The organism is Cupriavidus phytohabitans, assembly GCF_000426345.1.
Lineage (GTDB): Bacteria > Pseudomonadota > Gammaproteobacteria > Burkholderiales > Burkholderiaceae > Cupriavidus.
On record NZ_AUFE01000001.1, the window covers coordinates 1 to 24,812 of the forward strand.

Sequence of the window (24,812 nt, forward strand, 5' to 3'; positions counted from 1 at the left end):
CAACACGTGCCCATCGCGTGCGACCGGATCGCAACAAACCTCGTCCGCCTCGCCCAAAGCCTCATCGACATGCCGCTTATAAGGCTTGTTGATGCTTACAGTAACTTGGGTGGATTGCCTGTCGGCCGGGGCTTGCATAGCCCAGGGATGCGAGCGCGAGCGCCGCCCGGCTTCTAATATTTAATGTCCCGAGCGGTCTCGCGGCCCTGTTGCTTGGTTTGACGCTTGTCTTGCCGGCAATTGGCATTGCTTTGCTGGTTGGCGGCACGGCAGTCCTGCTTTGTCTGCCTGGAGTCCTGGCGTGTTTCTTGGCGAACGTCACGGCCGGCACGGCGCTGTTGCGCCTGCTCCGTCGCCCATGACACGCTGATAAATGTGGCATTGGCAAGCACCGAAGCTGCCACCAGAGAAATCAGCCGCACAGAATAGTAATGGCGCATATCACCTCCCCGATGGATCACCCTTCTTCCGTCAAACTACTTTAGTTTCCGCATGGAAGCCTGGCTAGCTGGTACGGTCGCGCATAGCCCCCGTTTCACGCCATGATATTGACGCCGCCATCCACATACAGCGTTTCGCCCGACAGCCGCCGGGCGTACGGCGTAGCCAGGAAGGCGCAGGTGTACCCGACATCCATGATGTCGACCAGCTCGCCTAGCGGAGCGCGCTCCACGGCGTCGGCAAGCATCAGGTCGAATCCCTTCAGCCCTGACGCTGCGCGGGTCTGCAGCGGCCCGGGCGAGATCGCATGCACGCGGATGCCGCGTGGGCCCAGCTCGTACGCGAGGTAGCGTGACACCGCTTCCAGCGCCGCCTTCACCGGACCCATGACGTTGTAGTTCGGCACAACCTTGTTGGCGCCGTGGTAGCTCATGGTAAGCATGGTGCCGCCATCGGCCATCAGCGGCGCTGCCAGCCGGGCCATGCGCACGAAGGAGTGGCAGGACACATCCATGGCCCTGGCAAAGCCTTCGGCGGAGCAATCGAGCAGGCCGCCTTGCAGATCTTCCTTCGGCGCCCAGGCGACCGAATGCACCAGGATGTCGAGCTTTCCCCATTGCTCTGCAATTCGCGCGAACAACGCGTCCATTTCCGCCTGGCTCGTGACATCCAGCGGGAGAAAGATGGAAGCGTCAAGCTGCTGCGCGAGCGGCTCGACATACTGGCGCGCCTTTTCGCCGGCATAAGTCATCGCGATCTCCGCGCCCAGCTCGCGGAAGGCCTTGGCGCACCCATAGGCAATGGAATGTTCGTTCGCAATCCCGCAGACCAGTGCGCGGGCGTTGGCGAGGATCGGATGTTGCTGCACTGCAGTCATGTCACTCTCCGGATTCATCATTGCCAGTGAGCCGTCGGACCATGCCGGTCCCTGATCGGCAACGGCGGCGATCATTGTGCGGGCGCTGCGAGGACCTCCCTGGTATGCCGGGCAATCATCAGCTCCTCGTTGGTCGGGATGACCCAGACCGGGACCTTGCCCGAAGCCGGGCTGATGCGCGGCCCGTCGCTGGCGTTTGCCGCAGAATCGACGCTCACCCCCAGCCATGCCGCCAGCTGGCATACGCGCTCGCGGATCGGCGCGGCATGCTCGCCAATGCCTGCGGTAAAGACCAGCGCGTCCAGCCCCTGCGCGGCGGCGGCCAGCGAGCCAAGCTCACGGGCGATGCGGTACGTGTACAACTCCACCGCAAAGCGGGCCTGCGCATCGTCGCTGGCGAGCAGCGCGCGCATGTCGCTCGACAAGCCGGAGACGCCAAGCAGCCCGGATTTTCGGTAAATCATGTCCTCGATGGCGTGGGCATCCATGCCCAGCTCGCTGATCAGGTACAGGATCACGCCCGGATCGAGGCTGCCGCATCGGGTCCCCATCGGCAGGCCGTCCACCGCGGTAAAGCCCATGGTGCTGGCGACGCTGCGCCCTGCCACCAGCGCGCACATGCTGCTGCCGTTGCCGAGGTGCGCCACCACCGTGCGGCCCGCGGCAGCGCCCGCATCGACACTTGGGAGGACGCTGGCGATGTACTCGTAGGACAGTCCGTGGAAGCCATAGCGCCTGACGCCGCGCGCGGTGATCTCCGCCGGCAAGGCGAATGCCTGTGCCACTTCCGGCTGCGCCCGGTGGAAGGCGGTATCGAAACAGGCGACCTGCGGAAGCTCCGGACGCCGCTCGGCGAGGATGCGGATCGGCTTCAGGTTGTGGGGCTGGTGCAAGGGAGCGAGCGGGCAAAGCGTGTCCAGCTCGGCCAGCAGCGCATCGGTCACCCTTGCCGGCTGGGTGAAGCGTACCCCGCCATGCACCACCCGGTGCCCCACCGCGCTCAGCGTATGCCCTTCCCCGTGGCCACGCAGGAAGTCCGCCAGGAAGGCGATGGCCCCTTCGTGTCCGAGCTCGGTGCCGGCGTCCCACCGCCTGGATTCGATCTCGGCGCCCGCCGCGTCGGTCGCGCGAAAGGCCGGCGCCGTATAGAGACCTTCGAGGCTGCCGCGCAGGACGAGCCTCAGTGCGTCCTCATGGGTGTCATAGGCGCAATACTTGATGCTCGACGAACCCGCATTCAGGACCAGGATCAGTTCGGCCATGGCATCACCCCGAAACCTGGCCGGAATCCCGGCGTGCCTTGGCCACCAATGCGGCCACCGCGCACGAAGCCAGCCGGGTCGTGACGGAGTCGGCGCGACTGGTCAGGATGATCGGGACCCGCGCACCGAGCACGATGCCGGCGGCATCGGCGCCGGCCAGGAAGGTCAGGCTCTTGGCCAGCATGTTGCCGGCGTCCAGATCCGGCACCAGCAAGACATTGGCGCGCCCGGCCACCGGCGAATCGATCTTCTTGATCCGTGCCGCATCCAGGTTGATGGCGTTGTCCAGGGCAAGCGGCCCGTCGACGACGGCACCGGTAATCTGGTGGCGATCGACCATCTTGCACAACGCGGCGGCATCGAGCGTGGATGGCACCTTGGGGTTGACCGTCTCCATCGCCGAAAGAATCGCCACGCGCACCTCCTTGACCCGCAAGGCATGGGCCAGGTCAATCGCGTTCTGCAGGATGTCGGCCTTTTCGGCCAGCGTCGGGGCTATATTGACGGCGGCGTCTGTGACGATCAACGCGTCCTCGTGCCCGGGCACATCCATCACGAAGCAGTGGCTGATGCGCCGGGCGGTGCGCAAGCCGCTGTCGCCCCTGACCACGGCTCCCATGAGCTCGTCGGTGTGCAGGCTGCCTTTCATCAGCGCCTCAGCCTTGCTTTCGCGCACCAGTTGCACGGCGGCAGTCGCCGCCGCATGGCTATGCTCGGCGTCGACGATCGGATACTCGCGGATGTCGATGCCGGCGGCCCGCGCGGCGTCCTCGATGCGCGAACGTGGCCCCACCAGGATCGGTGCGATCAGGCCCAGCCGGGCGGCCTCTACCGCCCCTTCCAGCGAAGCCTGGTCGCACGGGTGCGCCACCGCGGTTGGCGTAGGCGGCATGGTCTTGCAGTAATCAATCAGACGCTGGTACTTCTCATGCTTGGCATTCATGGGTTACTCCTGCGCCAGGATCGTGGGTTTCGGTAGGCTGCGCGGCATGTGCCCGCTGCCCGCTCGCTAGGAGGCGCGGCTGAGCGGCACGGCCGCACCGCGCGCGCGCTCCGGCCTGGCGCCCAGCACCGTGCGGATCCGCTCCAGCATTGCCGCCTGCTCGGCAGTGGGCGTCGCGCCAAGCAGGCGCTCATCGGCATGCAGCTTCTCCGCCAGCGCCTGCAGCCGCTGGCGGTCGGCCTGATGCCTGAGCAAGGCCGGCAGCGCCGCGAGCGCCTGCTCGGGCGCGTACCGCGTGATCAGTTCCTGCTGGCCGCGGATCTTGCGCCAGGCGTGCGGCTCCAGTTCCGGCAGCAGATCCGCATAGTCCGTGACCAGTTCCTTGCGCAACTCGAGCCGGGACAGCGGCAGGGGCTCACCCTTGCGGCTCAGCAGGCATGCCAGCCGGGCCGTGGCCTCGGCGTATCCGCCCTCTCCCACGGCGGCCAGCGCCGCCTGGACTTCCGGCAGGTCCTGCGGCGCGGTGGCCGCTGGCGCACCCGTGCGGGCGAGAGTCTCGCTCCTGGGCTTGAACGGGAACAGGTTGGCGTACACATTGAAGAAGGTGTATTCGGTCATCGCATCGCGCACGGCACGGTATGCGTCCAGTCCGGCGCTGAGCATTTCCGCGCCTGCCTGCTCCTGCTGCCGCAGCGGATGCTCCGGTTCCAGCGCTTGCCGGTTGGCGCGTACCATGTCGGCGGCTGGCTTAAGCCACGCCATCCACGGATTCAGGTCCGAGAACAGCCAGTTCTGCACGCGCAACGGATGGAATTCGCGCAGCACGCGCGCTGTCATGTCATTGGAAAGCGCCTGGACGTAAGGCTGCGCGAACAGCTCGTAGGCGCGCTGCGTGAAGTCCGACAGGTTGGCGACCGTCTCGAACGGCTTCTCGTCGACGCGCTCGAAGCGGTTGAGCCTGCTGGCAATCTCCTCGAGCGAGTGCTCCTCGAGTTCAACCTCATACTCCACGCCCTCGCTGCCCTTGCGCTCGTGGATAACCATGCCGTAGAGCCCCGGCGGCAGCAGTTCGATGCTCTTGAGCACCGAGACGATCTGCGCATGCTCCTTCTGCGCGACCTTGCCGGAGACAAAGATGCCGAGATGGCCGACACTCCGGTGCATCATGCCGACAATCACCTGGCCGCGAGCCTTGATCTCCTCGGTACTGCCGTAGATGTCAACAACCCAGTTGAAGGCCTGCTGTGGCGGGGTGATGTTGTCGCCCATCGAGGCAAACAGGACGATAGGCGCGCGGATCTCGCGCAGATCGAACGCCTTGCCGCTGGCCGCCTTGACGTCTCCGCTCCAAAGCCTGTTGCCGACGAACAGATTGCGCGTGATCCATTCGATCTCCTCGCGGTTCATCAGGTAGTAGCCGCCCCACCAGCGTTCGAACTCCAGAAAGCGCGGCGGCTCGGTATCGGCCTTTTTGTACAGGTTGTAGTACTTGTCCCAGAGACTGTTGGCCGGATTCAGGTTCTCGAAATTCTGGACCAGCCAGGCGCCGTCGAACTTGCCGTTGCCGAGGTCCGCCGTGTACGAAGCGAGCCATGTTCCACCCAGGAGCCCGCCGGAATAGCGCATCGGGTTGTCGCCCTCGCCCTCGCTCCAGGCACCGCTCCAGTACGACATCGGCGCGCCGTTGATCACGATCGGCCCGGTGTCATCCGGGTCCGAGGCGCCGAGCATCATCGCAGCCCAGCCGCCCTGGCAATTGCCGATGATGGCCGGCTTGGCGCTGTGCGGATGCAGCGAACGCACCTTCTTGATGAACTGTTGCTCGGCCTCGCATACGTCCAGCAGGGTCTGTCCCGGCTCGGGATCGCGAAAGAAGATGACGAAGTACACCGGATGACCCGCACGCATTGCCACGCCCACCTGCGAGTCGTCCTTGAAACCGCCGATGCCTGGGCCATGGCCCGCGCGCGGATCGATGATGACGTAGGGGCGGCGGCTGTCATCGATCTTCACGCCATCGGGCGGCGTGATCTTCAGAAGCGCATAGTTGACGGGCCGTTCGAACTGGCGCCCATCCAGAACCGTCTCGTAGCCGAAATGCAGGACCGGCTTGAGGCCCTGCATGGTGTTTTCGACAAAGTTGTTGCCCCGTTGCCTGAGCGTGTCCCAGAACAGGATGGCCCGCTGCATGCTGTCGATGGCATAGGCATAGCCGCTCATCGGGTCCATGCCGGCCATCGCCCTGGACGGACCGGTGCCCGGATCTCCAACGGCTTGCTGCATGCGGCCACCATAGGCCTCCTGCGCATGCTTCAGCCGCTTTTGCAGCACCATGCCGGTCTTGAGACCAACTTCACGCGCGTGAACCAGTTGCTTTGCTGCGTCCATGCCGTTCTCCGCTAGACAATTCTGTGACAGGGGAGCCAAGGAAGCGGGGCGGCCCCGGTTCGACACGATTCCGCGCCCCGACCGCGGCCACCAGAAGGGGGCCAGGGGGCCACATGGTTGGCGCGCCTGGCCTGGGATAATCCTGCGCTGCTACTTGCCTGCGGCCGGCTGGACGGACACAGCAACGGCCTCGGTATAGACCGCTTCGACCCGGTCGCCCTTCTTGATTTCCTTGAGACGTTCCGGATCCTCCACCATAAGGTCCACGGTGCGTCCTTTCGGACCTTTCAGGGTTACGGTCCTGGCGCTGGTGTTGACCGCGACAACGTCCGCTGTGACGGTAACTTCCCGCCCGACCGTGCCGCCTGGCTTGGCTCCCGACGCGGCACGGTCCGAGATCTCGCGCTCAGTCATTGCAAGCGGGCCCTTCCCCTTCTTGAGGCTCATGGTCAGCGCTTCCTTGTACTCGATCGTGACGGTATCGCCGACCTTGAGTTGCTCGAAGTTCCTCGCCTCCGGTCCCACGACAAGATCCGTGGTCTTGCCATCGGCGGATTTAAGCGAGACCGTTCGCGTCGGCGCATCGATCTTGACGATCCTGGCGGTGAGCTTCGCCGTGCCGGTCGCTGTCGCCTGTCCGGGTGACTGCGTGACACCCACGCGGGTTTCGGGCTGCGCCCACGCAGAAGCGGCCGCCGCCACCATCACCGCCGCAGCCAATAGGGTTGTCCGTTTCATGCTGATTTCCTCTGATCAGGTTTGCACTACGCTCATCCGGGATTGCCGCCCCTCGCTTCAGGTGAAGCGCTCTCTCGGCACGAGGGCGGTGATCTTGTGGCTTTTCCGGAACATGTCGGGGATGCGCCCGCGCGGCGTGTCCAGGGTGTCAGCTCCAAACTCTAGCGTCAGCCGCGATGGCAGCCGTACTGAATCTTTTCGGACGATGAGATAAGAAAAGTTTCCGTCTCGGGAGGCCCAATGAATGAGTGAGCATCCGATTGGACTCTGCCTGCTCTAAGCTGAACTGGCGCGGAGTCACCAATCGACTGGAGAATGATCATGCGTTATCGCCTGTTCGCCTGCTTGACCGCTATCTTGGCGACCCTTGTGCTGGGCGCCTGCGCTAGCCTTCGGCCCCTTGAAACGGCACAGGGGATGCTCGGCGGCCCGCAGAGTGCCGTGCGAGATACGTTCGGGGCTCCCACGGAAACCTTCCAGCTCGCTGACGGCACTACCCGGTGGATCTATTCGAAGCAGCCGCTCGGCTTTGAAGTCTACGCGGCAGACTTCGACGCAAACGGCAAGCTGACAAGATTTCGGCAGATGCTGACCGAGAAAGAGATTTACGAGGCGCGCCCCGGGGTGTGGACCAAGCAGGATATTGCCGAGCGCTTTGGCCATCCGCGCGAGCCCATCGAGTATTACCCGCTGATGAAGCGCGAAGCCTGGTCCTACCGGCTCTATGCGGGTGCTTACATGCCGGCGCATTTCAGCGCCTACTTTGATGAACGCGGCGTGCTCGACCGGACCATGATCATTGTCGACGCGATCGGAGGCGACGCGCGCGACAGTAGCAAGTAGGTACGGCCTTGGCATCGCTAACGCGCTTTGCCTGCCGCATCCGATGTTGCCTGCGGCAGCAACTTTAGTGTCAGGCTACATGCGGCGAAACGTCGGAGCGGGTTCGTTTCTTGTCAAAGATGGCCACCAGTATCAGGCCAAGGGACGGGCTGAACAGCATCGAGAATGCCGTCCAGGCGACACCGGAGCGGCCCAGCGCATTGGCAACGAACCCGACTGAAATGGAGAAGATCAACCAGCAAGCGATAGCGAACATGACTCAAGCACGAATGGGATCCGAGGGGCGTCGCCGGAACGGTGGAAGGAGAGCGACGGCTTCCACCAGTTTCGGAAATCCTGGCCCATGCGTTTGATTTCCCGAGACAAAATCTTTGCAATTCGGGACAGCCGGGAAAGTACTACACCGGCTTCCCTCGCCACCGGGCGCTCTCGCTATCGCCGCCGCGATCACTCCATGGCGTGTCCTGGCTGCCAGGAGATCACCAGCAACGGCTTCAACCCGCCGGAAGCCAGCCCGCCCGACATCCCGAGCAGCAAGCCTGCCCCGATATGAGCTCGTAGCCAGAACGCCACAGACTTTTCTTGCATCCACCAGAATACTGTATATATTTACAGTACCTGTATGGATGAACAGTAGGAGTCTGGCCATGGAACACCTGATCCGCGTGCAAAACGACTACGACCGCCAGGTGCTGGGCTGGCTGCGCGGGCGCATCGGCGATGCCGCGCTGCAGACCGTGGCCCTGCGCCTGGGCCGCGAGCGCAAGCCTTACCTGTCGACGATCTGCCGCAGCCTCGGCATCCGCCCGCCTGGCCGGCGCCAGTTCGCCGCAGAGGCAGCGCGCATGCACCGGACCGTGGGCGACCAGTACCTGGCCCGCATCCGCGAGATCCTGGGCCAGCGTCCGGGCGATCCGGCCAAGGATGCCGCATGCCGCTGAACCCGCCAGCGCGGCGCACCAACGTGCGATAAGCCCCGCTGCCAGCATTGGCTCGGGGCTTTTTCTTTGGTCCGGCCGGCGCACCTATCCGCAGCCTCGTCGGCGCGCGACTGACTATGATCAGAGTTATGCGCCCGCCCATGCGCGGCGCTCCTACGCAACCACCGGACACTGTCATGAGCAAGATCGGATTTATCGGGCTTGGCGTGATGGGCAAGCCCATGGCGCAGCACATCGTCGACGGCGGGCATACCGTGTTCGCCCATACCCGCAGCGGCGTGCCGCAGGCCCTGCTGGACGCGGGCGTGCAGGCATGCAGCAGCGCCGAGGAATTGGCGCGGCAGTCGGAAACCATCATCCTGATGCTGCCTGACACGCCCGACGTGGAGCAGGTCCTGTTTGGCAAGGAAGGTGTCGCCGACGGCCTTGCCGAGACGGCGGGCGGCGTCACGGTGATCGACATGAGCTCGATCTCGCCGATTGCCACGCGCGAGTTCGCGCGCTGCATCGAGGCGCTGGGCGTGGACTATGTCGATGCGCCGGTGTCCGGCGGCGAGGTTGGCGCCAAGGCCGGCACGCTGTCTATCATGGCTGGCGGCAAGCAGGAAGTGTTCGACCGCGTGCTGCCGCTGCTGCAGCTGATGGGCAAGAACATTGTACGCGTGGGCGAAGTTGGCGCGGGCCAGGTGGCCAAGGTGGCCAACCAGGTGATCGTGGCGCTGACCATCGAGGCCGTCGCCGAGGCACTGGTGCTGGCCGCGCGCGCCGGCGCCGATCCCGCGCGCGTGCGCGAGGCGCTGATGGGCGGCTTTGCCAGCTCGCGCATCCTTGAGGTCCATGGCGAACGCATGATCAAGCGGACCTTCGATCCGGGCTTCCGCATCGCTTTGCACCAGAAGGACCTGGAACTGGCGCTATCCACCGCGCGCCAGCTGGGCGTGGGCTTGCCCAATACGGCGTCGTGCCAGCAGCTGTTCAATGTGTGCGACGGCCTGGGCGGCAGCGGCTGGGACCATTCCGCGCTGGTGCGGGCAATCGAGCACCTGTCGTCGTTCGCCATCGGCGACACGCCGCCGGCAGCCTGAGCCCGGCCGCCGCTTTGTCTGGCCTGCATAGACCCCTGGCCCGCATGCCGAGTGCGAACACCGTCCTGCAGACCACGCTGGCCATGCTGGCCTTCGCCGGCAATTCCCTGCTATGCCGGCTGGCTCTGGAAGGCACCACCATCGACGCGGCCAGCTTTACGCTGGCGCGCGTCACCGCGGCGGCCGCGGTGCTGTGGATCATCGTGGTGGTGCAGCACCGTCTGCTGCGCTCTGACACCATGGCGCGGTTCCCGCCCCTGGCCGGCAACTGGGTCTCCGCGCTGGCGCTGTTCTGTTATGCCGCGGCGTTTTCGTTCGCCTACCTGCGCCTGGGCGCCGGCACAGGCGCGCTGCTGCTGTTCGCTGCCGTGCAGGCCACCATGACGGGCTACGGACTGGCGGCCGGCGAGTCGCTGCGCATGCAGCAATGGATCGGCCTGGCGCTCGCGCTTGCCGGGCTGGTGTGGCTGTTGCTGCCGGGACTGGCCACGCCGCCGCTGTTGTCGTCGCTGCTGATGATCCTGGCTGGCGTCGCCTGGGGCATCTATTCGCTGCACGGCCGGCGCAATGCCGATCCGGTAACGACCACGGCTGGCAATTTCCTGCGCGCGGTGCCGTTGGCGCTGGCGCTGGCCGCGGTGATGCAGGCGCAGCGTTCGCTGGACCAGGCTGGCCTGGTGTACGCGCTGCTGTCCGGCGCGGTGACGTCCGGGCTTGGCTACGTGGTCTGGTATGCGGTGGTGCCGCGCCTGCGCGCGGCCACCGCCGCAACGGTGCAGCTGAGCGTGCCGATCATCGCCGCGGTGGGCGGCATCGTCCTGCTGGATGAAGCGCTGACGCTACGGCTCGCCGTCAGCGCCGTGGCAGTGCTCGGCGGCATTGCGCTGGTGATTGCCGGCAAGTCCCGCGGAGCAAGGGTGCTGCGCTAGTGTCCTGTCCCGGAAATAGCTTGCCAAACTGAAATCGTCCAGTTGGCCGTCAGGCTAGGCGCGAGGAGGCGCCATAGCCGTAGCTATGGCAACGACGAGCAACGACGCATGGCGGACAACTGGGCGATTTCAGGGTGAGCTATTTGCGGGACAGGACACTACGCCGCGCCGGCGTCGATGCTCGCCATCCCTTCGCCAAACCCGCCGCCATGGAACACCAGCGGCGCACCGGGCGACGCGCCGTAGGCCACCACCTCGACCACAAACACCACGTGATCGCCGAACCTGCGCAACGCGCGGTGCCGGCAGATAAACGTCGCCAGCGCGCCGGCCAGCAGCACTGTTCCGCACGGCCCGGGGCGGCAATCAACGCCGGCAAAGCGGTCGATATCACGCCCGGCAAAACGCCGGCACAAGGCCAGTTGTCCGCTGCCCAGCACGTTGATGGCATGGCAGGGCGCGGCGCGCAGCGCCGGCAGGCTGCCGGATTCGCACGCCAGGCACCAGAGCAGCAGCGGTGGCGCCAGCGATACGGAAGTGAAGGCGTTGATCGTCACGCCGACCGGCCTGCCTTCCGCATCGGCCGCGGTCACCACCGTCACGCCGGTGGCGAACTGCCCGAGCGCGTCGCGCAACGCGCGCCGTGCCCCGGCGTCGTGGCCCATGCCGCCGGAGGCCCCGCCCAGGTCATCGCCGCCGCTGTCGTTGCAGGCCTCGGTGGCATACGGCAGCGGGGCAAGTGCGGGCATCATTGCGCGGCCTGCCGCACCTCGCCGGAAGGCGCATCGATATCCAGGCCCAGCGCCATGCGCCCGGCGTACTCCTGCTGCGCACCGGCCTGCAACGGATGGAAGCGCGCGCCCTGCGCATCGCGGAAGCGCCGCTCCAGCCCGGCGTCGCGATAGAAGCCCGCGCCGCCGGCCAGGTCCATGGCCACTTCCACTGTCGCCAGCACCGCGCGCGCCGCCAGCGTGCGTGCGCACATGATGCGGTTGGTGGTCACCGCACCCGGCGCTTGCCCCGCCGCTGCGTCGAACATCGTATCGAGCGCGATGCGCGAGGCTTCCGCTTCGTTGCAAAGGCGGCCGGCCGCCTCCACCGCATGCGCGTTGAGGCGGCGCTGCCGCGCCAGCCGCAGCGCGATGTCGCGCGCCGCTTCGGCAATGCCGACGTAGACCGCATAGATCAGCGGCAACGCAATCATCGAGACGGTATGCATCATCGGATGCCAGACGCCCTGCGGGCGGCGCGCGGCGACGGCGGTGTCGGGCACCAGCACGCCTTCGAGCAGCACATCATGCGAGCCCGTGCCGCGCATGCCCAGCGTGTGCCAGTTCGACATCACGCTTACACCGGGGCTCTTCATCGGCAGCGCGAAATGCAGCACCGTGGGCCCCGCGTCGGGATCGTCGTACACCGCGCAGGTCATGAACAGGTCCGCCGCCGGCGCGCCGCTGGCGAAGATCTTGCGCCCGTCCACGCGGAAGCCGCCATCGACACGCGTGGCCTTGCCGCTGCCCTGCAGCCAGTCCGAACCACCGCTGCCCAGCAGCACCATCTGCTCGCCCGCCACGCGCTTGAGCAGCCCTTCCACCGGCGCCTTCTGGTTGCGCCAGCGCCATGCCGCGGTGGCCACCGGGTGCGTGTGCATGGCAAAGGCCAGGGCGGTCGATCCGCAGTACTTGCCCAGCTCGCGCAGCACGGCGCCCAGCTCCTGGTGCGACAGGCCGGCACCGCCCAGCTCCTGCGGCACGGCGGCGGCAAAGAATCGGTGCGCACGCAGGTCGTCGTAGTTCGCGCTGACGAACTGCTCGCTCGCGTCGATCTCGGGGGCGCGGGTGTCGAAGGTGCGGCCCAGCGCCGCGGCAAGTGCGAGCCAGTCGGCCTGCGCACCTGCGCTGGCATCGGGGGCGGTAACTGTTTCCATGGTGTTGTCTCCGGCTTGTCTGAACCGTGCCCCGCTGTCGTTGTCCGGCACCGTGGCACGGTGCTAGTATCGGAGCCCGGTCCCCTTGCCCGTATGATCGGGCGTCCGGCTTTCTTGCGCGAAACACCGGATCTGGAGGAAAGTGACCATGGATGCCTTGTCCGACCTGCTGCGCGCCGTGCAACTGAGCGGCGCCGTCTTCCTCAACGGCGAATTCAAGTCGCCGTGGTGCCTGGTGTCTGAAGCGGATGCTGAATTGCGCGCCGCCTTCCTGCCCGGCACCGATCGCGTCGTCTCCTACCACCTGATCACCGAAGGCGTTTGCTGGGCCCGTCTTCTCGGAAGCACGGGGCCGGGCGTGCGCGTCGAGAGCGGCGAGCTGCTGGTGGTGCCGCAGGGCGAGCCGCACGTGCTGGGCAGCGACCTGCACCTGCAGCCGGTGCAGTCCGCACCGCTGGTCGCCGACATGCTGCGCAACAGCCCGGGCGAAGTCATGCGCGTGTCATACGGCGGCGGCGGCGAGACCACGCGCATGGTGTGCGGCTTTCTCGGGTTCGACGACACCATGGGCAACCCGCTGCTGACCTCGCTGCCGCGCCTGTTCAAGGTGGGACTCGACAACGGCATCGAGTCGGCGTGGCTTGCCACCGCGCTGGCCTTCGCCACATCGGAAGCCGCCGAGCCGCGGGCGGGCACCGCCACGGTGCTGGCCAAGCTGTCGGAACTGCTCTTCGTGCAGGCGGTGCGGCGCTGCATCGACACGCTGCCGGAAAACGAAATCGGCTGGCTCGCCGCGCTGCGCGATCGCTACGTGGGGCGTGCGCTGTCGCGCATGCACGCGCGCCCGGCCTACCCGTGGACGGTGGACGAGCTGGCCGGCAACGTCGGGCTCTCGCGCTCGGCGCTGGCGCAGCGCTTTACCGACCTGCTCGGCCAGCCGCCAATGCAGTACCTCGCGCACTGGCGCCTGCGCACCGCGGCGGCGGAACTGCGCAGCGGCAACCGCTCGATCGGCGAAATCGCCGGGGCGGTCGGGTATGACTCAGAGGCGGCGTTCAGCCGCGCTTTCAAGCGCGAGTTCGGCCTGCCGCCGGCGAGCTGGCGCCGCAGCCGCACCGACGAAGAGCGCGTGGCCGTGACGGCCGCGCATTAGACCCGCTCTCAGAGATTCCCTGCGAACGAAAACGGCCCGTGCCTGGGGCACGGGCCGTTGGCCTCCGTGTCGCCTGCGATCCGCAGGCGATTACATTTTCTGCTTGGTGTTTTCCGCCGCGCCTTGCACTTTCTCGCCGCCGCGTTCGATATCCTTGCCTGCACCGGCCATGGTGTTGCAACCCGTGACCAGCATCACGCCAGCGAGGGCAAACAGAGCAAATAGCTTTCTCATGACGATCTCCTTGCTTCTTGTGGAAGCGGCATGCGCCGCAGGATGGAATAGCTCGGGATGGCTTGACCGGGCAGCTTCATGCCCAACCGGCAATTGGATCGTAGCAACCGGCAACCGCGCGAAAAGTCGGCTTTCGTCCTACCCCGATGTCAGCCGACGGCGCGACCTGTCCGCGCGGTGTAGGACAGCGACCGATACCCGCGCGGCGCGGCTTCGCTTAGAAATGTAGGGCCACACTTGTCCACTTCCCTGGGAGACCACCATGACGTCACGCAGTATCCACGTGCTTCCTGCCGCCACCGAGAACGACAACGACAATGCCGCCCGCGACGGCGAATGGGCCCTGACCATCGAAGGCATGGACGGCATGGGCGCTGGCGAGGAAGCCACGGCGCTGCACTTTCCCACCCAGGAAGCCGCCATCGCCGCGGGCTGGGTGCGGGCGCGCCAGGATGGCGTGCCACTGTGCATCCATGGGCGCGATGGCCTCGTGCGCGAGCGCAAGATCTATTGCCGCGACGCCAGCACGATGTCCGGCCTCAGGCATTGAATACGGTCCAGCGGACTGGAAACGGCGGCCCGCACCCGGCATTCGCACCCGTCTGGCTGTAGCCGGCAATCGTTCACTGGTTCATTGCGCAGTCAAGATTAAGCCAGATCGATCAACGGCGTGGAAATTGCTGGATGCAATCGACGGGTTCAGTGCCAATACTAAGAACAGGCACTTACAGAGATCCCGTCATGTCCCGCATCCTCAGGTTCCGTCCGCTCGACATCTATCCCGACCCGCTTGAGGCCAGGATCGCCGAACTGCGCGAAATGGCCACCGACGTGCACGACAGGCAGGTCCGCCGATGGCGCCGCCAGAACGACGCCGCCGGGTCGGCCGGCGGCCCGGACCACCGGTTTCCGTGTGGCGATCCGCAAACCCGGCACTGAAGGCGTTCCCGACGACGCGCCGCAAATGTGAACAAGTGTCATATCCGGTTGGCAAAGATATGACCCCTGCGAAAGAATGGATTCCCGCATCCGGCATGGCCCGAAAAGGGTCAGGCGGATGCACCAATCCTCTGACGCAGCGACATGGATCGAACCACCCGGGAATGCGTGCTGGCTCTGATGAACTGCCTGCGTGCCAAGGGGCCCATGCCCCGGCACCGGCTTGCCGCCGCCAGCCGCCTGAGTGCCGCGGAACTGACCCGCGCCCTGAAATCGGCCCGCCAGATGGGCGTGGTCGCCTATGCCGGCGAACCAGATGTGGCCGCGCAGGCCGATACCTTGCTGGTACTGACCGGCAGGCCGCTGCCGCCGCCGCGCAAGGTCACTCCGGCCGTACGCGAGAACACGCCGCACTTCCAGCCGTTGCTAGACGCCTGGGGCATCGCACGCCCGGCGCGCCGCCCGGCATCGTAAGAACTGCCGGCGCCGCTTCGCCGGCAGTGCGGTTCTTACAAAGGCGGCTACGGCGAACAAAACAAGCGACGCACACGCGCCGCACATCCAGCGCCCCACCGCACCGTCAATCCCGTAGCGGCGTGCGCCGCTTCCATTGCGCCAACGCTCGCCGGCCTCCCGGCACGCCCCTCCGGTATGGAATTTGCGTGACGCTTAAGGCTTATCCCCGTGAGCGCGCGACATGAGGCCAACGAATCCGCCCGGCACCCCGGCGCAGCCAACGCCGGACACTCCGCATCCATTGCATGAACCGCCTCCCTTTACGCTGGAACCGGGGCGCAACTGCTGGCGTGTCGAACCTTGCCGCCGCTTTGCCATGCTCGTCGACGGCGACGCCTATTTCCGCGCGCTGCGCGAAGCATTGCCGCGCGCCGAGCACACCATCTTTATCCTCGGCTGGGACATCGACAGCCGCATGGAACTGGTGCCTGAAGGCGCGCAGGACGGCCTGCCCGACGGGCTGCGCGACTTCCTCTGCGCACTGGCCGACCGCCGTCCCAATTTGCGCATCTACATCCTGAGCTGGGACTACGCCATGGTGATGGCGATGGAGCGCGAATGGCTGCCTTCGGCCAGCGCGCACTGGCAGGCGCACCGGCACCTGTCGTTCCGCCTGGACGGCAACCATCCCCCAGGCGCCTCGCACCACCAGAAGGTGGTGGTGATCGACAGCAAGGTCGCTTTCGTGGGCGGGCTGGACCTGACGCTGCGCCGCTGGGACGACAACAGCCACGCGCCATGCGCGCCGCTGCGCGTTGCCGAAGGCAAGTCCTATCCGCCTTTCCATGACGTCCAGTGCGCCCTCGATGGCGAGGCCGCCACCGCGCTCGCCATCCTGTGCGCGGCGCGCTGGCTGCGCGCGACCGGGCGCAAGCCGCGTCCGCCAGCGGCAACATCCTCGGATCCCTGGCCGCCCAGCCTGGCGCCGGAACTGACCGACGTGCGCGTCGGCATTGCCCGCACCATGCCGGTGTGCGAGGACGAGCCAGGCGTGAGCGAGATCCGCAGGCTGATGCGCGACGCCATTGCGTCAGCCCGGCACAGCATCTACATGGAAAACCAGTACTTCAGCTCGGGCGAGATCGCCAAGGCGCTGGCCGCGCGGCTGGGGCGAGAAGACGGGCCGGACATCGTGCTGGTGTCGCGGCGCAACGAAAGCGGCTGGCTGGAGGCGCACAGCATGGGGGTGCTGCGCGCGCGCCTGTACCGGCGCCTGCGCGCGGCGGACAGCGGCGACCGTTTCCACCTGTACTGCCCCGAGATCCCTGGCCTGCTGCCGGAATGCGTCAACATCCACAGCAAGGTCACGGTGATCGACGACGATATCCTGACCATCGGCTCATCCAACCTCAGCAACCGTTCGTTGGGCCTGGATACCGAATGCAACGTGGTCGTGACCTCGGGCGGCGACCCGCGCGTGCGTGAAGCCATCGCGGCGATGCGGGCCCGGCTGCTGGGCGAGCACCTGGACGTCGCGCCCGAGGCATTCCAGGCCAAGGTGGCCGAAACGCGCAGCCTGCTGGCGGCCATCCGCGCACTGCAGCGAACCGATGGCCGCACGCTGCAAGACTACGCGCCGCCGCTCCCGGACGACCTTGATGCCGCCTCGCCGGCCGACCACCTGCTGGACCCCATCGAGCCCATCGATACCGACCAGGTGCTGGCCGAGTTCGTCAGCCACGAAGCGCGCCCGCGCGTGATGGGCCGTGTCGGCGTGATGGTGGCGCTGGCGCTGGGGCTGGCGGGGCTGGCTTTCGCCTGGCGCTACACGCCGCTGCGTGAATGGGCGGATTTCCGCGCGCTGCTGGCCGTCGTCGAGCGCCTGGACGACATGCCCATGGCGCCGCTGGCGATGATGGGCATGTACCTGGCCGGAGCCGTGACCATGCTGCCGGTGACGCTGCTGATCCTCGTGACCGTCGTGGTGTTCGGGCCGCTCTACGGCGCCGCGCTGGCGCTGGGCGGCACCATGCTGAGCACCGGCGCGGGCTACCTGGCGGGCCGCCTGCTCGGCCGCAATACCGTGCGGCGCTTCGGCGGCCGCCGGCTGAACCGGGTCAGCCACCAGCTGAGCAGGCATGGCGTGCTGGCGATGGTGGTGTTGCGGCTGGTGCCGATCGCACCGTTCTCGCTGGTCAACCTGGTGGTCGGCGCCTCTCGCATCAGCCTGCGCGACTGCCTGGCAGGCACGGCGCTGGGGATGCTGCCGGGCATCGCGATCTCGGCCTTCCTGGTCGACCGCGTTGCCGCCGCGGCGCGCGACCCGGGGCTGGCGACTTTTGCCCTGCTGGCGCTGGTGCTGTTGCTGCCCGCATCGCTGCTGCTGTTGCTGCGGCGCCGGCGGCGGCGCAATGCCGAACGCCGCAAGGCGGAACGGCGCCGGCCAGTGAATCGACAGGATGGCCAGCCCGATAGCCCGCCGGACAACCAGCAGGACGACCAGCATCACGGGCCAGGCGGTCCCGGGCGCCGGATGGCGCGCGTCGCCCATGCCGCGGGCGAGCGCACCTGAACCTGAGCCTCAGGAACGGTCGCCGCGCTAGCGCTTGCGGCGGTAGGTGGCCTTCATGATCTCGGTCCACTCGCCGTTCTCGCCTTGCATGAACGACGTCAGCGTCCGTTCGTTGTCATCCTTGAAGGCGATCACATCGCGGTACTGGACCGTGCGGCCATTGCCCGAACAGTCCGGTCCCTCGGCGCGCAGCGTCAGCTGCTGGCCGCCGGCATCGAGGTCACCCTCGTAGACCCACAGGTAGGTCATCATCGAGCCGATGAAGGTACCGACGAAATGCTTGCGGGCCGGGTCGTAGCCCAGCGTCATCAAAGTGGTGGCGGGGCCGCACCCCGGCATGTCGCCCTGCGCCGTGCCCTGTACCCAGAGCTCGCCAATAGCGGTCACGCGCTCGGGGATGTGCCACTTCTGCGCAGGCAGGTCCGGTCCCATCACGGCCTCGCCTTCGGCCATCCATTCGCCTACCAGCCGTTGCAGCCAGCGGTGTTCCTTCTGTGCTTCGGTCTTCATGCAGGGTCTCCTCGCGTTTGCGGCCACTGCGCCCGGCACGGGCGTTTGTGGATGCCGTACACATAGACTAGCAAACGAAATGGACAGCATCCACATTTCTTTGCCAGATGCCGCGTATGCTGCGCAGGGAGCGCACTGCCTGACTGTCCGGCTGGATTTACTGCGGCAGACGCACCTTGGGCACCACGAACTGGTTGCCGGGCGCACGCATGACGTCGCACTGGACCTTGGCCTTGCGCACCGCGCCGTCCTGCGCGAGGTACTCGACATCGCCCACCACGCTGTAGGCGTCTTCCGCGACCTTGCGGGTCTTGCCACTGACCCACTTGAAGCTGCCGGGGTTGGGCAGCGCGGCCTTGACCGCCTTCATGCACGCGATCGGGGCTTCGGGTGCCTCGTCGCGCCCGCGCGGCTTTGGCGCGTCTTCCGCAGCCTGCACAGCCGCTGCGCAGCCAAGCGACAACGCCAGCACCAGCGTGGCGGACAGGGAACGCGGAGACAGCGGCGGGCACGGCGAAAGCATCTTGGAAACTCCTGGGAGCGGGGGCGTAAACTTGCACAGGCGCCACATTCTAACGCCGGCGCCCATGCCGGTCAGTCCGCCGGCGCGTTGTAAAAGTTCCCAGGTCGCCACTGGCTCCCGGCGTGCTACAGTGACCCGGCGCATCCCATTCGCACCATGAAAACGCTGTTGATCGTCTACCACACCATGACCGGCGGCACCCGCCAGATGGCCGAGGCCGCCGCGGCGGCGGCGCGCACACAGGAAGGCGTGGTCGTCGTGCTCAAGCGTGCGGCCGAGGCCGGCCCGGACGATGTGCTGGCTGCCGACGGTTACCTGTTCGCCACGCCGGAAAACCTCGCCGCCATCGCGGGGATGATGAAGGACTTCTTCGACCGCTGTTATTACCCCGCGCTGGACCGGATCAACGGCCGCCCCTACGCCACCATGATCTGCGCCGGCAGTGATGGCCAGAACGCACTGCGCCAGGTCGAGCGCATCGCCACGGGCTGGCGCCTCAACCCCGTTGCGCCCGGGCTGATTGTCTGCACGCACGCGCAGACGCCGGAGCGCATCCTCGCCCCCAAGCAGGTCGAAGCGGACGACCTGGCACGTTGCGCGGCGCTGGGCGAAGGCCTGGCGGCGGGCCTGGCGCTGGGAGTCTTCTGAGCGGCCTGAGGCCCATGCCTGCGTGATTCCGCCCGGGAACGGGACTTGCACGGCAATAGCATCCGCCCCTTGAGCGCAGCGCCATGGAAGATCCCGAAGTCACTGCCGCGGAAGCCCGCCGCGATCCGCTGGACAGCACCGCCCGCGGCTCCATGCGCGTGGTCGAGGCGCTCACGCAGACCGCGCTGGTACTGATGGCGGCCACGCTCGCCTGGGTACTGTGGCGGCGCACCGACGCCTTTGCGTGGTTCGGCTCGCTCGCGCCCGCGGCATGCGCGGCGCTGGCCCTGCTGGCGACGATCGTGGCACTGCTGGGCGTCTGGTTCGGCATACATGCCTGGCGGCGAGTGGGCTGAGGCAGTCCCGGCTGGCGGCATGTGTCGCTAAACCTTACAACGCGGCGGTAAGAATGCCCTCCGCTGCCCGTCCCGGAGGCCATCGTGGCTGATATTTCGTCTCCTTCTCCTTCCCCGGTCCGCACCGGCCTGCTTGCCGTAGTCACCGGTGCCTCGTCAGGCATCGGCTATGAATTGGCGCGCTGCTGCGTGCAGCGCGGCTATGACCTCGTCATTGCCGCCGATGAGCCGCAGATCGAAATTGCCGCCGTGCAACTGCGCGACGAGGGTGCCCAGGTGGAGGCGCTGGTGGCGGACCTCTCCACGCCGGCCGGCGTGGAGCAGTTGTGCGCGGCCTTCGACAACCGCCGCGTCGACGTGCTCTGCGCCAATGCCGGCCGCGGCCTCGGCCACGCGTTCCTTGACCAGGACTTTGCCGACATCCAGCGGGTGCTGGAGACCAACGTGACGGGCACCGTCCACCTGTTGCACCGGGTGGGCCAGCGCATGCGCGAGCAGCGCAGCGGACGCATCCTGATCACGGGTTCGATCGCCGGCTTCATGCCCGGCACCTACCAGGCGGTTTACAACGCCACCAAGGCGTTCCTGGATTCGTTTTCATACGCGCTGCGGCACGAATTGCTGGGCAGCGGCGTCACCGTGACCTGCCTGATGCCCGGCGCAACCGAGACGGAGTTCTTCGAGCGGGCCGACCTGCTTGACACCAGGATCGGCCAGCAGAAGAAGGCCGACCCCAGCGAGGTCGTGCGGATGGGCTTCGATACGATGATGCGCGGCGAAGGCGAAGTCATCACCGGGTGGCAGAACAAGCTGCGCGCGGCGATTGCCATGGTCACGCCAGCCGACGTGCTGGCCGAGCAGCATCGGCGCATGGCGCAGCCGCGCAGCGAGGCCGACGACCGGCTGCCGCCGGAGGAACCGCCTGACACCCCATCACCTGGCCAGCCGCGCCGCGACGCTTGAACGCAACGGCGAGCGGGCCGCGCCAGCGGCGCAGCCCTGTGCCATCGCGCGGGAAGCGCAGAAGCGCGGGAATCAGATGCGCGTGGTGCCCCCGGTGCTGTCCCGGCCGGCACCCGGGCCGCCGCTGCCCGCTTCCATGCCGCCACCATAGCTGCTGGCGGTCGACCCGGTCGCGCTGCCGGCACTGCTGACGCCGCTGACATGGCCTTGCCCGCCCCCGGCGGAACCGGTGCGGCGTGTATCCCCGGCACCCTCGGAAATTCCCGAGACGCCAAACGGTCCCGCAGCGCCGAGCCGGATCCCGTTATGGACCTCGCGCACGCCGAACACGTCGTCGGCGATGTCTTCGATGCAGTACTTCTGGCGGCGATCACACACGTTGCCGCTCAGCCGCACCACCCCGCCCTCCACGTCGACCTCGACGTCCTGCACATCGACATGGGGCGCATGGGCCAGGCGCTCGCAGATTTCTTCACGGATACGCTCGTCGCTGCGCTGGTAGCCCCTCGGGCCGACGCGATCGCGCCCGCGCAACTGCTGGCCAATCCTCCCTTCGCCCGGACCCTGCCTGCCGAAATCGGCGGCGCTGCGCCCGGGCGAAGCGTAATCGGAAATGCCGTAACCCTGGCCATGCTCGCTTCGGCGCGAGCCCGTGCCGCCCTGGCGGCCGGTCATAGCCTGGCCGCCGTGACGGCTTTCCCCCCACTCGTCGCGCACGTTGCCGCCCTGGTCCGAGCCGCTGCCGCGCCACGCTTCCTCGTCGTCCCACGGTGCCCGCTGGCCGGACCTCTGCCAGTCTTCGCCGCCGCCCTGACGGCTGCCGTAATAGCCTTGCCCCTGGATATCGCCGCCGTGGCGCTGGCGGCCTTCGTATCGCCCTTCGCCATAGTCGCGGGCCGGCCCGCCCGACTGCCCGTAGCGTCCTTCGCCATAGCCGCGCGGGTCGTCCGCGCGGTCGCGGCGCGGCGCCTCTTCGTCGCGCCACCACGAGCTGCTGCTGCCTTGATTGCGGAATGGATGCATGGTTGGTCTCCTGCCGATCGGAACTGCGGGATGGGAACTGCGGCGCCGGCATGCAGCCGCGCCGCACCGGTTGCCAGAGGGCGCAAGTTCCGTACCACTGAGGCAGACATCCCGGCGCCGCTTGCTGTGATGCAACGCAAGCCAACGCACGCCAACGCAACGGCGGGCGCCCTGTAAAAAGCGCCCGCCGTTGTAAGGCATCCTTGCGATGCCTGGGAGACCCCGGATGTTCGTCAAGAGGATCCTGGCGTGGATCCCCGATGATGCATCGCCTCAGGCTGCCAGTGACTCCGCAAAGCCCAGCGCGGATTCGCTGCCGTCCTGGTCTTCCTGCATGAGCAGCTCGACGCCACGCCGCTTTGCCGCGGCTTTGCCGATATTGACGGCGACGTCCCGGTCCTCGCAATGAACCAGGCCCTTGCGTGCACTTTCGACCGTCAGTTCCCAGCCCTGGGGCGTCTGCCTGATGAGGAAGTTCGCAGCCATGGGTAGCTCCCGAGTCGTTTACGTGTTCCTGAAGCGTAGCGCATGGGTGCCAGGGAAAAATCGGCGTCCGTCCTAAACCGTGTGGGCACTTCTCCTACACATCCGGCCGAAAAGCGACGTTTGATGCATATCAGAGTTATAACAACACCCCGATTCATAAAATCCATCGCAATTTAGCGAAAACAACCTGAAACGATGGATCTGCGCACCGCCACGGCCCCGCCAAACCCGACCCCACTGTCCCCCGGCAAGAGCGTGCTGCATGACGTCGAGCAGACCCAGCTGGCGATCGAACTGATCGGGGTGGGTGCACGCCTGCAGGTGCTGGAATCGGCGCTGTCGTTGCCGCGCGTGCGGCTGGTCCGGCTGTACAAGGAATTGCGCGGGGCATCGCCGCCAAGGGGCATGCTGCCCTTTTCGACCGACTGGTTCGTGACTTGGCGGCCCAATGCGCATGCGTCGATGCTGCTCAATGCCTATCGCTTCATGCGCGACGCCGGCGGGCTGGCGGGTATCCGCGCGGTGCTGTCGGGCTACCGCGTCTACCGGGAGCAGCTGTCCGTAACCGGGGAAACCGCGGAACTCAGCTTCACGCGCGCCTGGACGCTGGTGCGCTTCCACGAGAACGGCATGCTGCAGCTGGAGCGCTGCCGGCGCTGCGCAGGCGACTACGTGGTCCACGCCCATGGCCCGCGCCGGCACTATGTTTGCGGCCTGTGCATGCCGCCCGCGCGTGCCGGCAAGGGCCGCAAGGCGGCCGCGCGCAGGACGGTGGCCTGAGCGCGCCGTGGCGGGCATTGTTTCCTGCCGCACTGTCAGCGCCGCCTCGGCCTTCCAAGATAGGCAAGTCAGCCAGACCGGCCAGCCGCGCGCATGCACGCGGTCTTCACGATTGTCCTCGGGGAGCCTGCCGATGTTCAGGATCAACCTGCTGTCCCGCATACTCGGCGCCGCGGCGCCACCCCAGGCCGCCAACGATGCAGGCAACCTGGCGCCCGCGCACGCCGTGCCCACTGCGCCCGCGGCGCCAGCCAGCCCGGACCCGCTGGCCACCAACCTGAAGACCCAGGGTGATGCCATGGTCCAGTACGGCGCGCGCCTGCTGGTGATACGGGAACTGCTCGGCGCCCTGGCCGCCGGGCTGCCGCCGGCGGCCCAGGCCGGGGTGGAGCGGCGCTTCCGCGTGCGCGTCGACCAGTTGCTGACGCTGACCGACGACCGGGGCCTGCCGGCGGAATTCCACGACACGCTGCTGGCGGAAATCAACTACTACCTCGGCGAACTGAAACACTGAGGGCGAAGCGCTTCCGCGGGGCGCCAGCGCAGCCGTAAGCCTGTGCGTGTGCGCCTGTGCCCCGCCCGTTCGCGCGGTGCGTGACGGGCACTTGTCGTCGTTGTAACACCTCGCTACAAGCCACCCTGCCGCAACGTGCTACAGTGCGCGTTTAGCATCAGGGCAGCGCAAATGCGCGCCATGGTCCGCTTTCCGGCATCTTTCTTGCCATTTCCGACGCGCACACAGTGCGCACCAGGCGGCGCCCATTGACGTGCCGGGGCCGCCGGCCATCGTTCTTGCCGACCGCGCGCGCCCCGCCCGCCCTCGCCCGCCACCTGCCGTGGCGCCGAATCATCGCTGTGCAGCCGCGCGCCTGGACGCCGCGCTGCCGCCATCGCCCCCACAGGATCCACATGACCCATCGGCTCCGGGCCGCGCTCACCGTCGCTGTCTTCAAGCTGTTTGCCGCACTGCCTTATGGCGTGACGGCGCGCCTGGGAGAGGCGATCGGCAAGCTGCTGTACCAGATCCCCAGCCGCCGGCGCCGCATTGTGCTGACCAACCTGGCGCTGTGCTTCCCCGACATGGATGAAGCCAGCCGCCAGCAGCTGGCACGGCGGCATTTCGGCCACGTCTTGCGCAGCTACCTCGAGCGCGGCGTGCAATGGTTCGGCGATGCCGGGCGGCTGGACCAACTGATCGAGCTGGACAGCCGCATCGACCTGTCCACCTGCGCCGAGCAGCCCACCATCTTCCTGGGTTTTCACTTCGTCGGAATTGAAGCCGGGTGCATGTTCTATTCGATCCGCCACCCGGTCGCATCGCTGTACACCAAGATGTCGAGCCCGCTGCTGGAAGAGATCGCGCGGACGCAGCGCGGACGCTTTGGCGCCGAGATGATTCCGCGCAGCGGCAGCGGCAAGCAGGTGGTGCGCACGCTGCGTGCCGGCTGCCCGGTCATGCTGGCGACGGACATGGACTTCGGCCTGCCCGATTCGGTGTTCGTGCCGTTCTTCGGCGTGCCGGCGTGCACGCTGACGTCGGCCTCGCGGCTGGCCAGCATGACGGGCGCGCGCGTGGTGCCGTTCACCACCGAAGTGCTGCCCGACTACCGGGGCTATCGCCTGCGTATTTTCGACCCGCTGGAAGGCTTTCCGTCCGGCTCCGTGGAGGAGGATTCGCGCCGCATGAATGCCTTCCTGGAAACGCAGATCGCGACCATGCCGGAGCAGTATTACTGGGTCCACCGCCGCTTCAAGAACCGCCCCGCCGGCATGGCACCGGTGTACTGAACGGGCG

At 67.0% G+C, this 24,812-nt stretch carries 29 protein-coding genes; 15 read left to right on the forward strand and 14 right to left on the reverse strand.

The window, feature by feature from the left end:
* Nucleotides 1–173: 173 nt before the first annotated feature.
* The 6 genes from K309_RS39660 to K309_RS0100030 form a co-directional block, all read right to left on the reverse strand.
* Nucleotides 174–440 (reverse strand): hypothetical protein, encoded by a 267-nt coding sequence (locus tag K309_RS39660; protein WP_084402316.1) that lies wholly within the window; start codon nt 438–440, stop codon nt 174–176.
* A gap of 95 nt (nt 441–535) precedes the next feature.
* Nucleotides 536–1,318 carry an enoyl-ACP reductase FabI gene (gene fabI, locus K309_RS0100010; protein ID WP_029044488.1) on the reverse strand — a complete coding sequence of 261 codons (783 nt, stop codon included), beginning with the start codon at nt 1,316–1,318 and terminating at the stop codon, nt 536–538.
* 71 nt (nt 1,319–1,389) lie between these two features.
* Nucleotides 1,390–2,580, reverse strand: coding sequence for an acetate/propionate family kinase (locus K309_RS0100015; protein ID WP_029044489.1), 1,191 nt, complete (start codon nt 2,578–2,580; stop codon nt 1,390–1,392).
* Nucleotides 2,581–2,584: 4 nt separating this feature from the next.
* The gene (locus K309_RS0100020; protein WP_029044490.1) at nt 2,585–3,523 is read right to left on the reverse strand and encodes a phosphate acetyltransferase; all 939 of its coding nucleotides are present in this window, start codon (nt 3,521–3,523) and stop codon (nt 2,585–2,587) included.
* A gap of 66 nt (nt 3,524–3,589) precedes the next feature.
* Nucleotides 3,590–5,911: a DUF3141 domain-containing protein gene (locus K309_RS0100025; protein WP_029044491.1), complete on the reverse strand. Its 2,322-nt coding sequence runs from the start codon at nt 5,909–5,911 to the stop codon at nt 3,590–3,592.
* A 150-nt stretch (nt 5,912–6,061) separates the two neighbouring features.
* A complete protein-coding gene (locus K309_RS0100030) occupies nt 6,062–6,649 on the reverse strand; it encodes a hypothetical protein (RefSeq protein WP_029044492.1) in 588 nt (195 codons plus the stop codon).
* A 321-nt stretch (nt 6,650–6,970) separates the two neighbouring features.
* On the opposite strand from K309_RS0100030, the gene K309_RS0100035 reads away from it, so the two are divergent.
* Nucleotides 6,971–7,492, forward strand: a complete 522-nt coding sequence (locus K309_RS0100035) for a hypothetical protein (protein WP_029044493.1) — start codon at nt 6,971–6,973, stop codon at nt 7,490–7,492.
* A 70-nt stretch (nt 7,493–7,562) separates the two neighbouring features.
* Here the strand turns inward: K309_RS0100035 and K309_RS0100040 are convergent, their stop codons facing one another.
* Nucleotides 7,563–7,748 (reverse strand): hypothetical protein, encoded by a 186-nt coding sequence (locus tag K309_RS0100040; RefSeq protein ID WP_029044494.1) that lies wholly within the window; start codon nt 7,746–7,748, stop codon nt 7,563–7,565.
* A 391-nt stretch (nt 7,749–8,139) separates the two neighbouring features.
* On the opposite strand from K309_RS0100040, the gene K309_RS0100045 reads away from it, so the two are divergent.
* From K309_RS0100045 to K309_RS0100055, 3 genes are all read left to right on the forward strand, one after another.
* Nucleotides 8,140–8,433 (forward strand): CppA family protein, encoded by a 294-nt coding sequence (locus K309_RS0100045; protein WP_029044495.1) that lies wholly within the window; start codon nt 8,140–8,142, stop codon nt 8,431–8,433.
* Nucleotides 8,434–8,609: 176 nt separating this feature from the next.
* Complete coding sequence (locus tag K309_RS0100050; RefSeq protein ID WP_029044496.1) at nt 8,610–9,518, forward strand: 2-hydroxy-3-oxopropionate reductase; 909 nt, start codon at nt 8,610–8,612, stop codon at nt 9,516–9,518.
* 44 nt (nt 9,519–9,562) lie between these two features.
* Nucleotides 9,563–10,447: a DMT family transporter gene (locus K309_RS0100055; RefSeq protein WP_029044497.1), complete on the forward strand. Its 885-nt coding sequence runs from the start codon at nt 9,563–9,565 to the stop codon at nt 10,445–10,447.
* Nucleotides 10,448–10,605: 158 nt separating this feature from the next.
* On the opposite strand, the gene K309_RS0100060 is transcribed toward K309_RS0100055, so the two are convergent.
* Together K309_RS0100060 and K309_RS0100065 are read right to left on the reverse strand one after the other, a co-directional pair.
* A complete protein-coding gene (locus K309_RS0100060) occupies nt 10,606–11,199 on the reverse strand; it encodes a flavin reductase family protein (protein ID WP_064737415.1) in 594 nt (197 codons plus the stop codon).
* Nucleotides 11,196–12,374 (reverse strand): acyl-CoA dehydrogenase family protein, encoded by a 1,179-nt coding sequence (locus tag K309_RS0100065; protein ID WP_029044499.1) that lies wholly within the window; start codon nt 12,372–12,374, stop codon nt 11,196–11,198. Before K309_RS0100065 ends, K309_RS0100060 begins: the two co-directional genes overlap by 4 nt.
* 148 nt (nt 12,375–12,522) lie before the next feature.
* Here K309_RS0100065 and K309_RS0100070 point away from each other — a divergent pair, with 148 nt between their 5' ends.
* Entirely contained in the window at nt 12,523–13,527 is a 1,005-nt protein-coding gene (locus tag K309_RS0100070) for an AraC family transcriptional regulator (protein WP_029044500.1), read from the forward strand.
* Between the two features lie 90 nt (nt 13,528–13,617).
* On the opposite strand, the gene K309_RS0100075 is transcribed toward K309_RS0100070, so the two are convergent.
* A complete protein-coding gene (locus tag K309_RS0100075) occupies nt 13,618–13,761 on the reverse strand; it encodes an entericidin A/B family lipoprotein (RefSeq protein WP_029044501.1) in 144 nt (47 codons plus the stop codon).
* A gap of 262 nt (nt 13,762–14,023) precedes the next feature.
* On the opposite strand from K309_RS0100075, the gene K309_RS0100080 reads away from it, so the two are divergent.
* The 4 genes from K309_RS0100080 (at nt 14,024) to K309_RS0100095 (ending at nt 17,728) form a co-directional block, all read left to right on the forward strand.
* Nucleotides 14,024–14,311 (forward strand): DUF2188 domain-containing protein, encoded by a 288-nt coding sequence (locus K309_RS0100080; protein WP_029044502.1) that lies wholly within the window; start codon nt 14,024–14,026, stop codon nt 14,309–14,311.
* 191 nt (nt 14,312–14,502) lie between these two features.
* The gene (locus tag K309_RS0100085) at nt 14,503–14,700 is read left to right on the forward strand and encodes a hypothetical protein (RefSeq protein ID WP_029044503.1); all 198 of its coding nucleotides are present in this window, start codon (nt 14,503–14,505) and stop codon (nt 14,698–14,700) included.
* Between the two features lie 144 nt (nt 14,701–14,844).
* A complete protein-coding gene (locus tag K309_RS0100090) occupies nt 14,845–15,174 on the forward strand; it encodes a hypothetical protein (protein ID WP_064737416.1) in 330 nt (109 codons plus the stop codon).
* Nucleotides 15,175–15,532: 358 nt separating this feature from the next.
* A complete protein-coding gene (locus K309_RS0100095; RefSeq protein ID WP_369796383.1) occupies nt 15,533–17,728 on the forward strand; it encodes a VTT domain-containing protein in 2,196 nt (731 codons plus the stop codon).
* A 27-nt stretch (nt 17,729–17,755) separates the two neighbouring features.
* Here the strand turns inward: K309_RS0100095 and K309_RS0100100 are convergent, their stop codons facing one another.
* Nucleotides 17,756–18,238, reverse strand: a complete 483-nt coding sequence (locus K309_RS0100100; RefSeq protein WP_029044506.1) for a DUF1579 domain-containing protein — start codon at nt 18,236–18,238, stop codon at nt 17,756–17,758.
* Between the two features lie 157 nt (nt 18,239–18,395).
* Nucleotides 18,396–18,761 (reverse strand): DUF2880 domain-containing protein, encoded by a 366-nt coding sequence (locus tag K309_RS0100105; RefSeq protein WP_029044507.1) that lies wholly within the window; start codon nt 18,759–18,761, stop codon nt 18,396–18,398.
* A gap of 156 nt (nt 18,762–18,917) precedes the next feature.
* Here K309_RS0100105 and K309_RS0100110 point away from each other — a divergent pair, with 156 nt between their 5' ends.
* The 3 genes from K309_RS0100110 to K309_RS35650 all read left to right on the forward strand — a co-directional run bounded on the left by K309_RS0100110 (nt 18,918) and on the right by K309_RS35650 (nt 20,728).
* The gene (locus tag K309_RS0100110; protein ID WP_029044508.1) at nt 18,918–19,409 is read left to right on the forward strand and encodes a flavodoxin family protein; all 492 of its coding nucleotides are present in this window, start codon (nt 18,918–18,920) and stop codon (nt 19,407–19,409) included.
* Between the two features lie 83 nt (nt 19,410–19,492).
* On the forward strand, nt 19,493–19,765 hold the full coding sequence (locus K309_RS0100115) for a hypothetical protein (protein ID WP_029044509.1): 273 nt from the start codon (nt 19,493–19,495) through the stop codon (nt 19,763–19,765).
* 84 nt (nt 19,766–19,849) lie between these two features.
* Complete coding sequence (locus K309_RS35650) at nt 19,850–20,728, forward strand: SDR family NAD(P)-dependent oxidoreductase (RefSeq protein WP_232232281.1); 879 nt, start codon at nt 19,850–19,852, stop codon at nt 20,726–20,728.
* Between the two features lie 72 nt (nt 20,729–20,800).
* Here K309_RS35650 and K309_RS0100125 read toward each other — a convergent pair whose 3' ends face one another.
* Both K309_RS0100125 and K309_RS0100130 read right to left on the reverse strand, forming a co-directional pair.
* Nucleotides 20,801–21,751, reverse strand: a complete 951-nt coding sequence (locus tag K309_RS0100125) for a BON domain-containing protein (protein ID WP_029044510.1) — start codon at nt 21,749–21,751, stop codon at nt 20,801–20,803.
* 273 nt (nt 21,752–22,024) lie between these two features.
* Nucleotides 22,025–22,237 (reverse strand): hypothetical protein, encoded by a 213-nt coding sequence (locus K309_RS0100130; RefSeq protein WP_029044511.1) that lies wholly within the window; start codon nt 22,235–22,237, stop codon nt 22,025–22,027.
* Between the two features lie 195 nt (nt 22,238–22,432).
* On the opposite strand from K309_RS0100130, the gene flhC reads away from it, so the two are divergent.
* The 3 genes from flhC to K309_RS0100145 all read left to right on the forward strand — a co-directional run bounded on the left by flhC (nt 22,433) and on the right by K309_RS0100145 (nt 24,805).
* Complete coding sequence (gene flhC / locus K309_RS0100135) at nt 22,433–23,017, forward strand: flagellar transcriptional regulator FlhC (protein WP_035876450.1); 585 nt, start codon at nt 22,433–22,435, stop codon at nt 23,015–23,017.
* A gap of 133 nt (nt 23,018–23,150) precedes the next feature.
* On the forward strand, nt 23,151–23,531 hold the full coding sequence (locus K309_RS0100140) for a hypothetical protein (protein WP_029044513.1): 381 nt from the start codon (nt 23,151–23,153) through the stop codon (nt 23,529–23,531).
* 395 nt (nt 23,532–23,926) lie between these two features.
* Nucleotides 23,927–24,805, forward strand: a complete 879-nt coding sequence (locus K309_RS0100145; RefSeq protein WP_029044514.1) for a lipid A biosynthesis lauroyl acyltransferase — start codon at nt 23,927–23,929, stop codon at nt 24,803–24,805.
* Nucleotides 24,806–24,812: the final 7 nt, after the last annotated feature.

Bases quoted from the DNA above. Each gene is read 5' to 3' on its own strand.
- K309_RS0100100 (WP_029044506.1), bottom strand. From the start codon at position 18,238: ATGAAGACCGAAGCACAGAAGGAACACCGCTGGCTGCAACGGCTGGTA.
- K309_RS0100050 (WP_029044496.1), top strand. From the start codon at position 8,610: ATGAGCAAGATCGGATTTATCGGGCTTGGCGTGATGGGCAAGCCCATG.
- fabI (WP_029044488.1), bottom strand. From the start codon at position 1,318: ATGACTGCAGTGCAGCAACATCCGATCCTCGCCAACGCCCGCGCACTG.
- K309_RS0100020 (WP_029044490.1), bottom strand. From the start codon at position 3,523: ATGAATGCCAAGCATGAGAAGTACCAGCGTCTGATTGATTACTGCAAG.
- K309_RS0100090 (WP_064737416.1), top strand. From the start codon at position 14,845: ATGGATCGAACCACCCGGGAATGCGTGCTGGCTCTGATGAACTGCCTG.
- K309_RS0100140 (WP_029044513.1), top strand. From the start codon at position 23,151: ATGTTCAGGATCAACCTGCTGTCCCGCATACTCGGCGCCGCGGCGCCA.
- K309_RS0100115 (WP_029044509.1), top strand. From the start codon at position 19,493: ATGGAAGATCCCGAAGTCACTGCCGCGGAAGCCCGCCGCGATCCGCTG.
- K309_RS0100105 (WP_029044507.1), bottom strand. From the start codon at position 18,761: ATGCTTTCGCCGTGCCCGCCGCTGTCTCCGCGTTCCCTGTCCGCCACG.
- K309_RS0100025 (WP_029044491.1), bottom strand. From the start codon at position 5,911: ATGGACGCAGCAAAGCAACTGGTTCACGCGCGTGAAGTTGGTCTCAAG.
- K309_RS0100070 (WP_029044500.1), top strand. From the start codon at position 12,523: ATGGATGCCTTGTCCGACCTGCTGCGCGCCGTGCAACTGAGCGGCGCC.
- K309_RS0100085 (WP_029044503.1), top strand. From the start codon at position 14,503: ATGTCCCGCATCCTCAGGTTCCGTCCGCTCGACATCTATCCCGACCCG.
- K309_RS0100015 (WP_029044489.1), bottom strand. From the start codon at position 2,580: ATGGCCGAACTGATCCTGGTCCTGAATGCGGGTTCGTCGAGCATCAAG.
- K309_RS0100030 (WP_029044492.1), bottom strand. From the start codon at position 6,649: ATGAAACGGACAACCCTATTGGCTGCGGCGGTGATGGTGGCGGCGGCC.
- K309_RS0100130 (WP_029044511.1), bottom strand. From the start codon at position 22,237: ATGGCTGCGAACTTCCTCATCAGGCAGACGCCCCAGGGCTGGGAACTG.
- K309_RS0100035 (WP_029044493.1), top strand. From the start codon at position 6,971: ATGCGTTATCGCCTGTTCGCCTGCTTGACCGCTATCTTGGCGACCCTT.
- K309_RS0100080 (WP_029044502.1), top strand. From the start codon at position 14,024: ATGACGTCACGCAGTATCCACGTGCTTCCTGCCGCCACCGAGAACGAC.
- K309_RS0100110 (WP_029044508.1), top strand. From the start codon at position 18,918: ATGAAAACGCTGTTGATCGTCTACCACACCATGACCGGCGGCACCCGC.
- K309_RS0100065 (WP_029044499.1), bottom strand. From the start codon at position 12,374: ATGGAAACAGTTACCGCCCCCGATGCCAGCGCAGGTGCGCAGGCCGAC.
- K309_RS0100040 (WP_029044494.1), bottom strand. From the start codon at position 7,748: ATGTTCGCTATCGCTTGCTGGTTGATCTTCTCCATTTCAGTCGGGTTC.
- K309_RS0100055 (WP_029044497.1), top strand. From the start codon at position 9,563: ATGCCGAGTGCGAACACCGTCCTGCAGACCACGCTGGCCATGCTGGCC.
- K309_RS0100125 (WP_029044510.1), bottom strand. From the start codon at position 21,751: ATGCATCCATTCCGCAATCAAGGCAGCAGCAGCTCGTGGTGGCGCGAC.
- K309_RS0100145 (WP_029044514.1), top strand. From the start codon at position 23,927: ATGACCCATCGGCTCCGGGCCGCGCTCACCGTCGCTGTCTTCAAGCTG.
- K309_RS0100060 (WP_064737415.1), bottom strand. From the start codon at position 11,199: ATGATGCCCGCACTTGCCCCGCTGCCGTATGCCACCGAGGCCTGCAAC.
- flhC (WP_035876450.1), top strand. From the start codon at position 22,433: ATGGATCTGCGCACCGCCACGGCCCCGCCAAACCCGACCCCACTGTCC.
- K309_RS0100095 (WP_369796383.1), top strand. From the start codon at position 15,533: ATGCTCGTCGACGGCGACGCCTATTTCCGCGCGCTGCGCGAAGCATTG.
- K309_RS39660 (WP_084402316.1), bottom strand. From the start codon at position 440: ATGCGCCATTACTATTCTGTGCGGCTGATTTCTCTGGTGGCAGCTTCG.
- K309_RS0100045 (WP_029044495.1), top strand. From the start codon at position 8,140: ATGGAACACCTGATCCGCGTGCAAAACGACTACGACCGCCAGGTGCTG.
- K309_RS0100075 (WP_029044501.1), bottom strand. From the start codon at position 13,761: ATGAGAAAGCTATTTGCTCTGTTTGCCCTCGCTGGCGTGATGCTGGTC.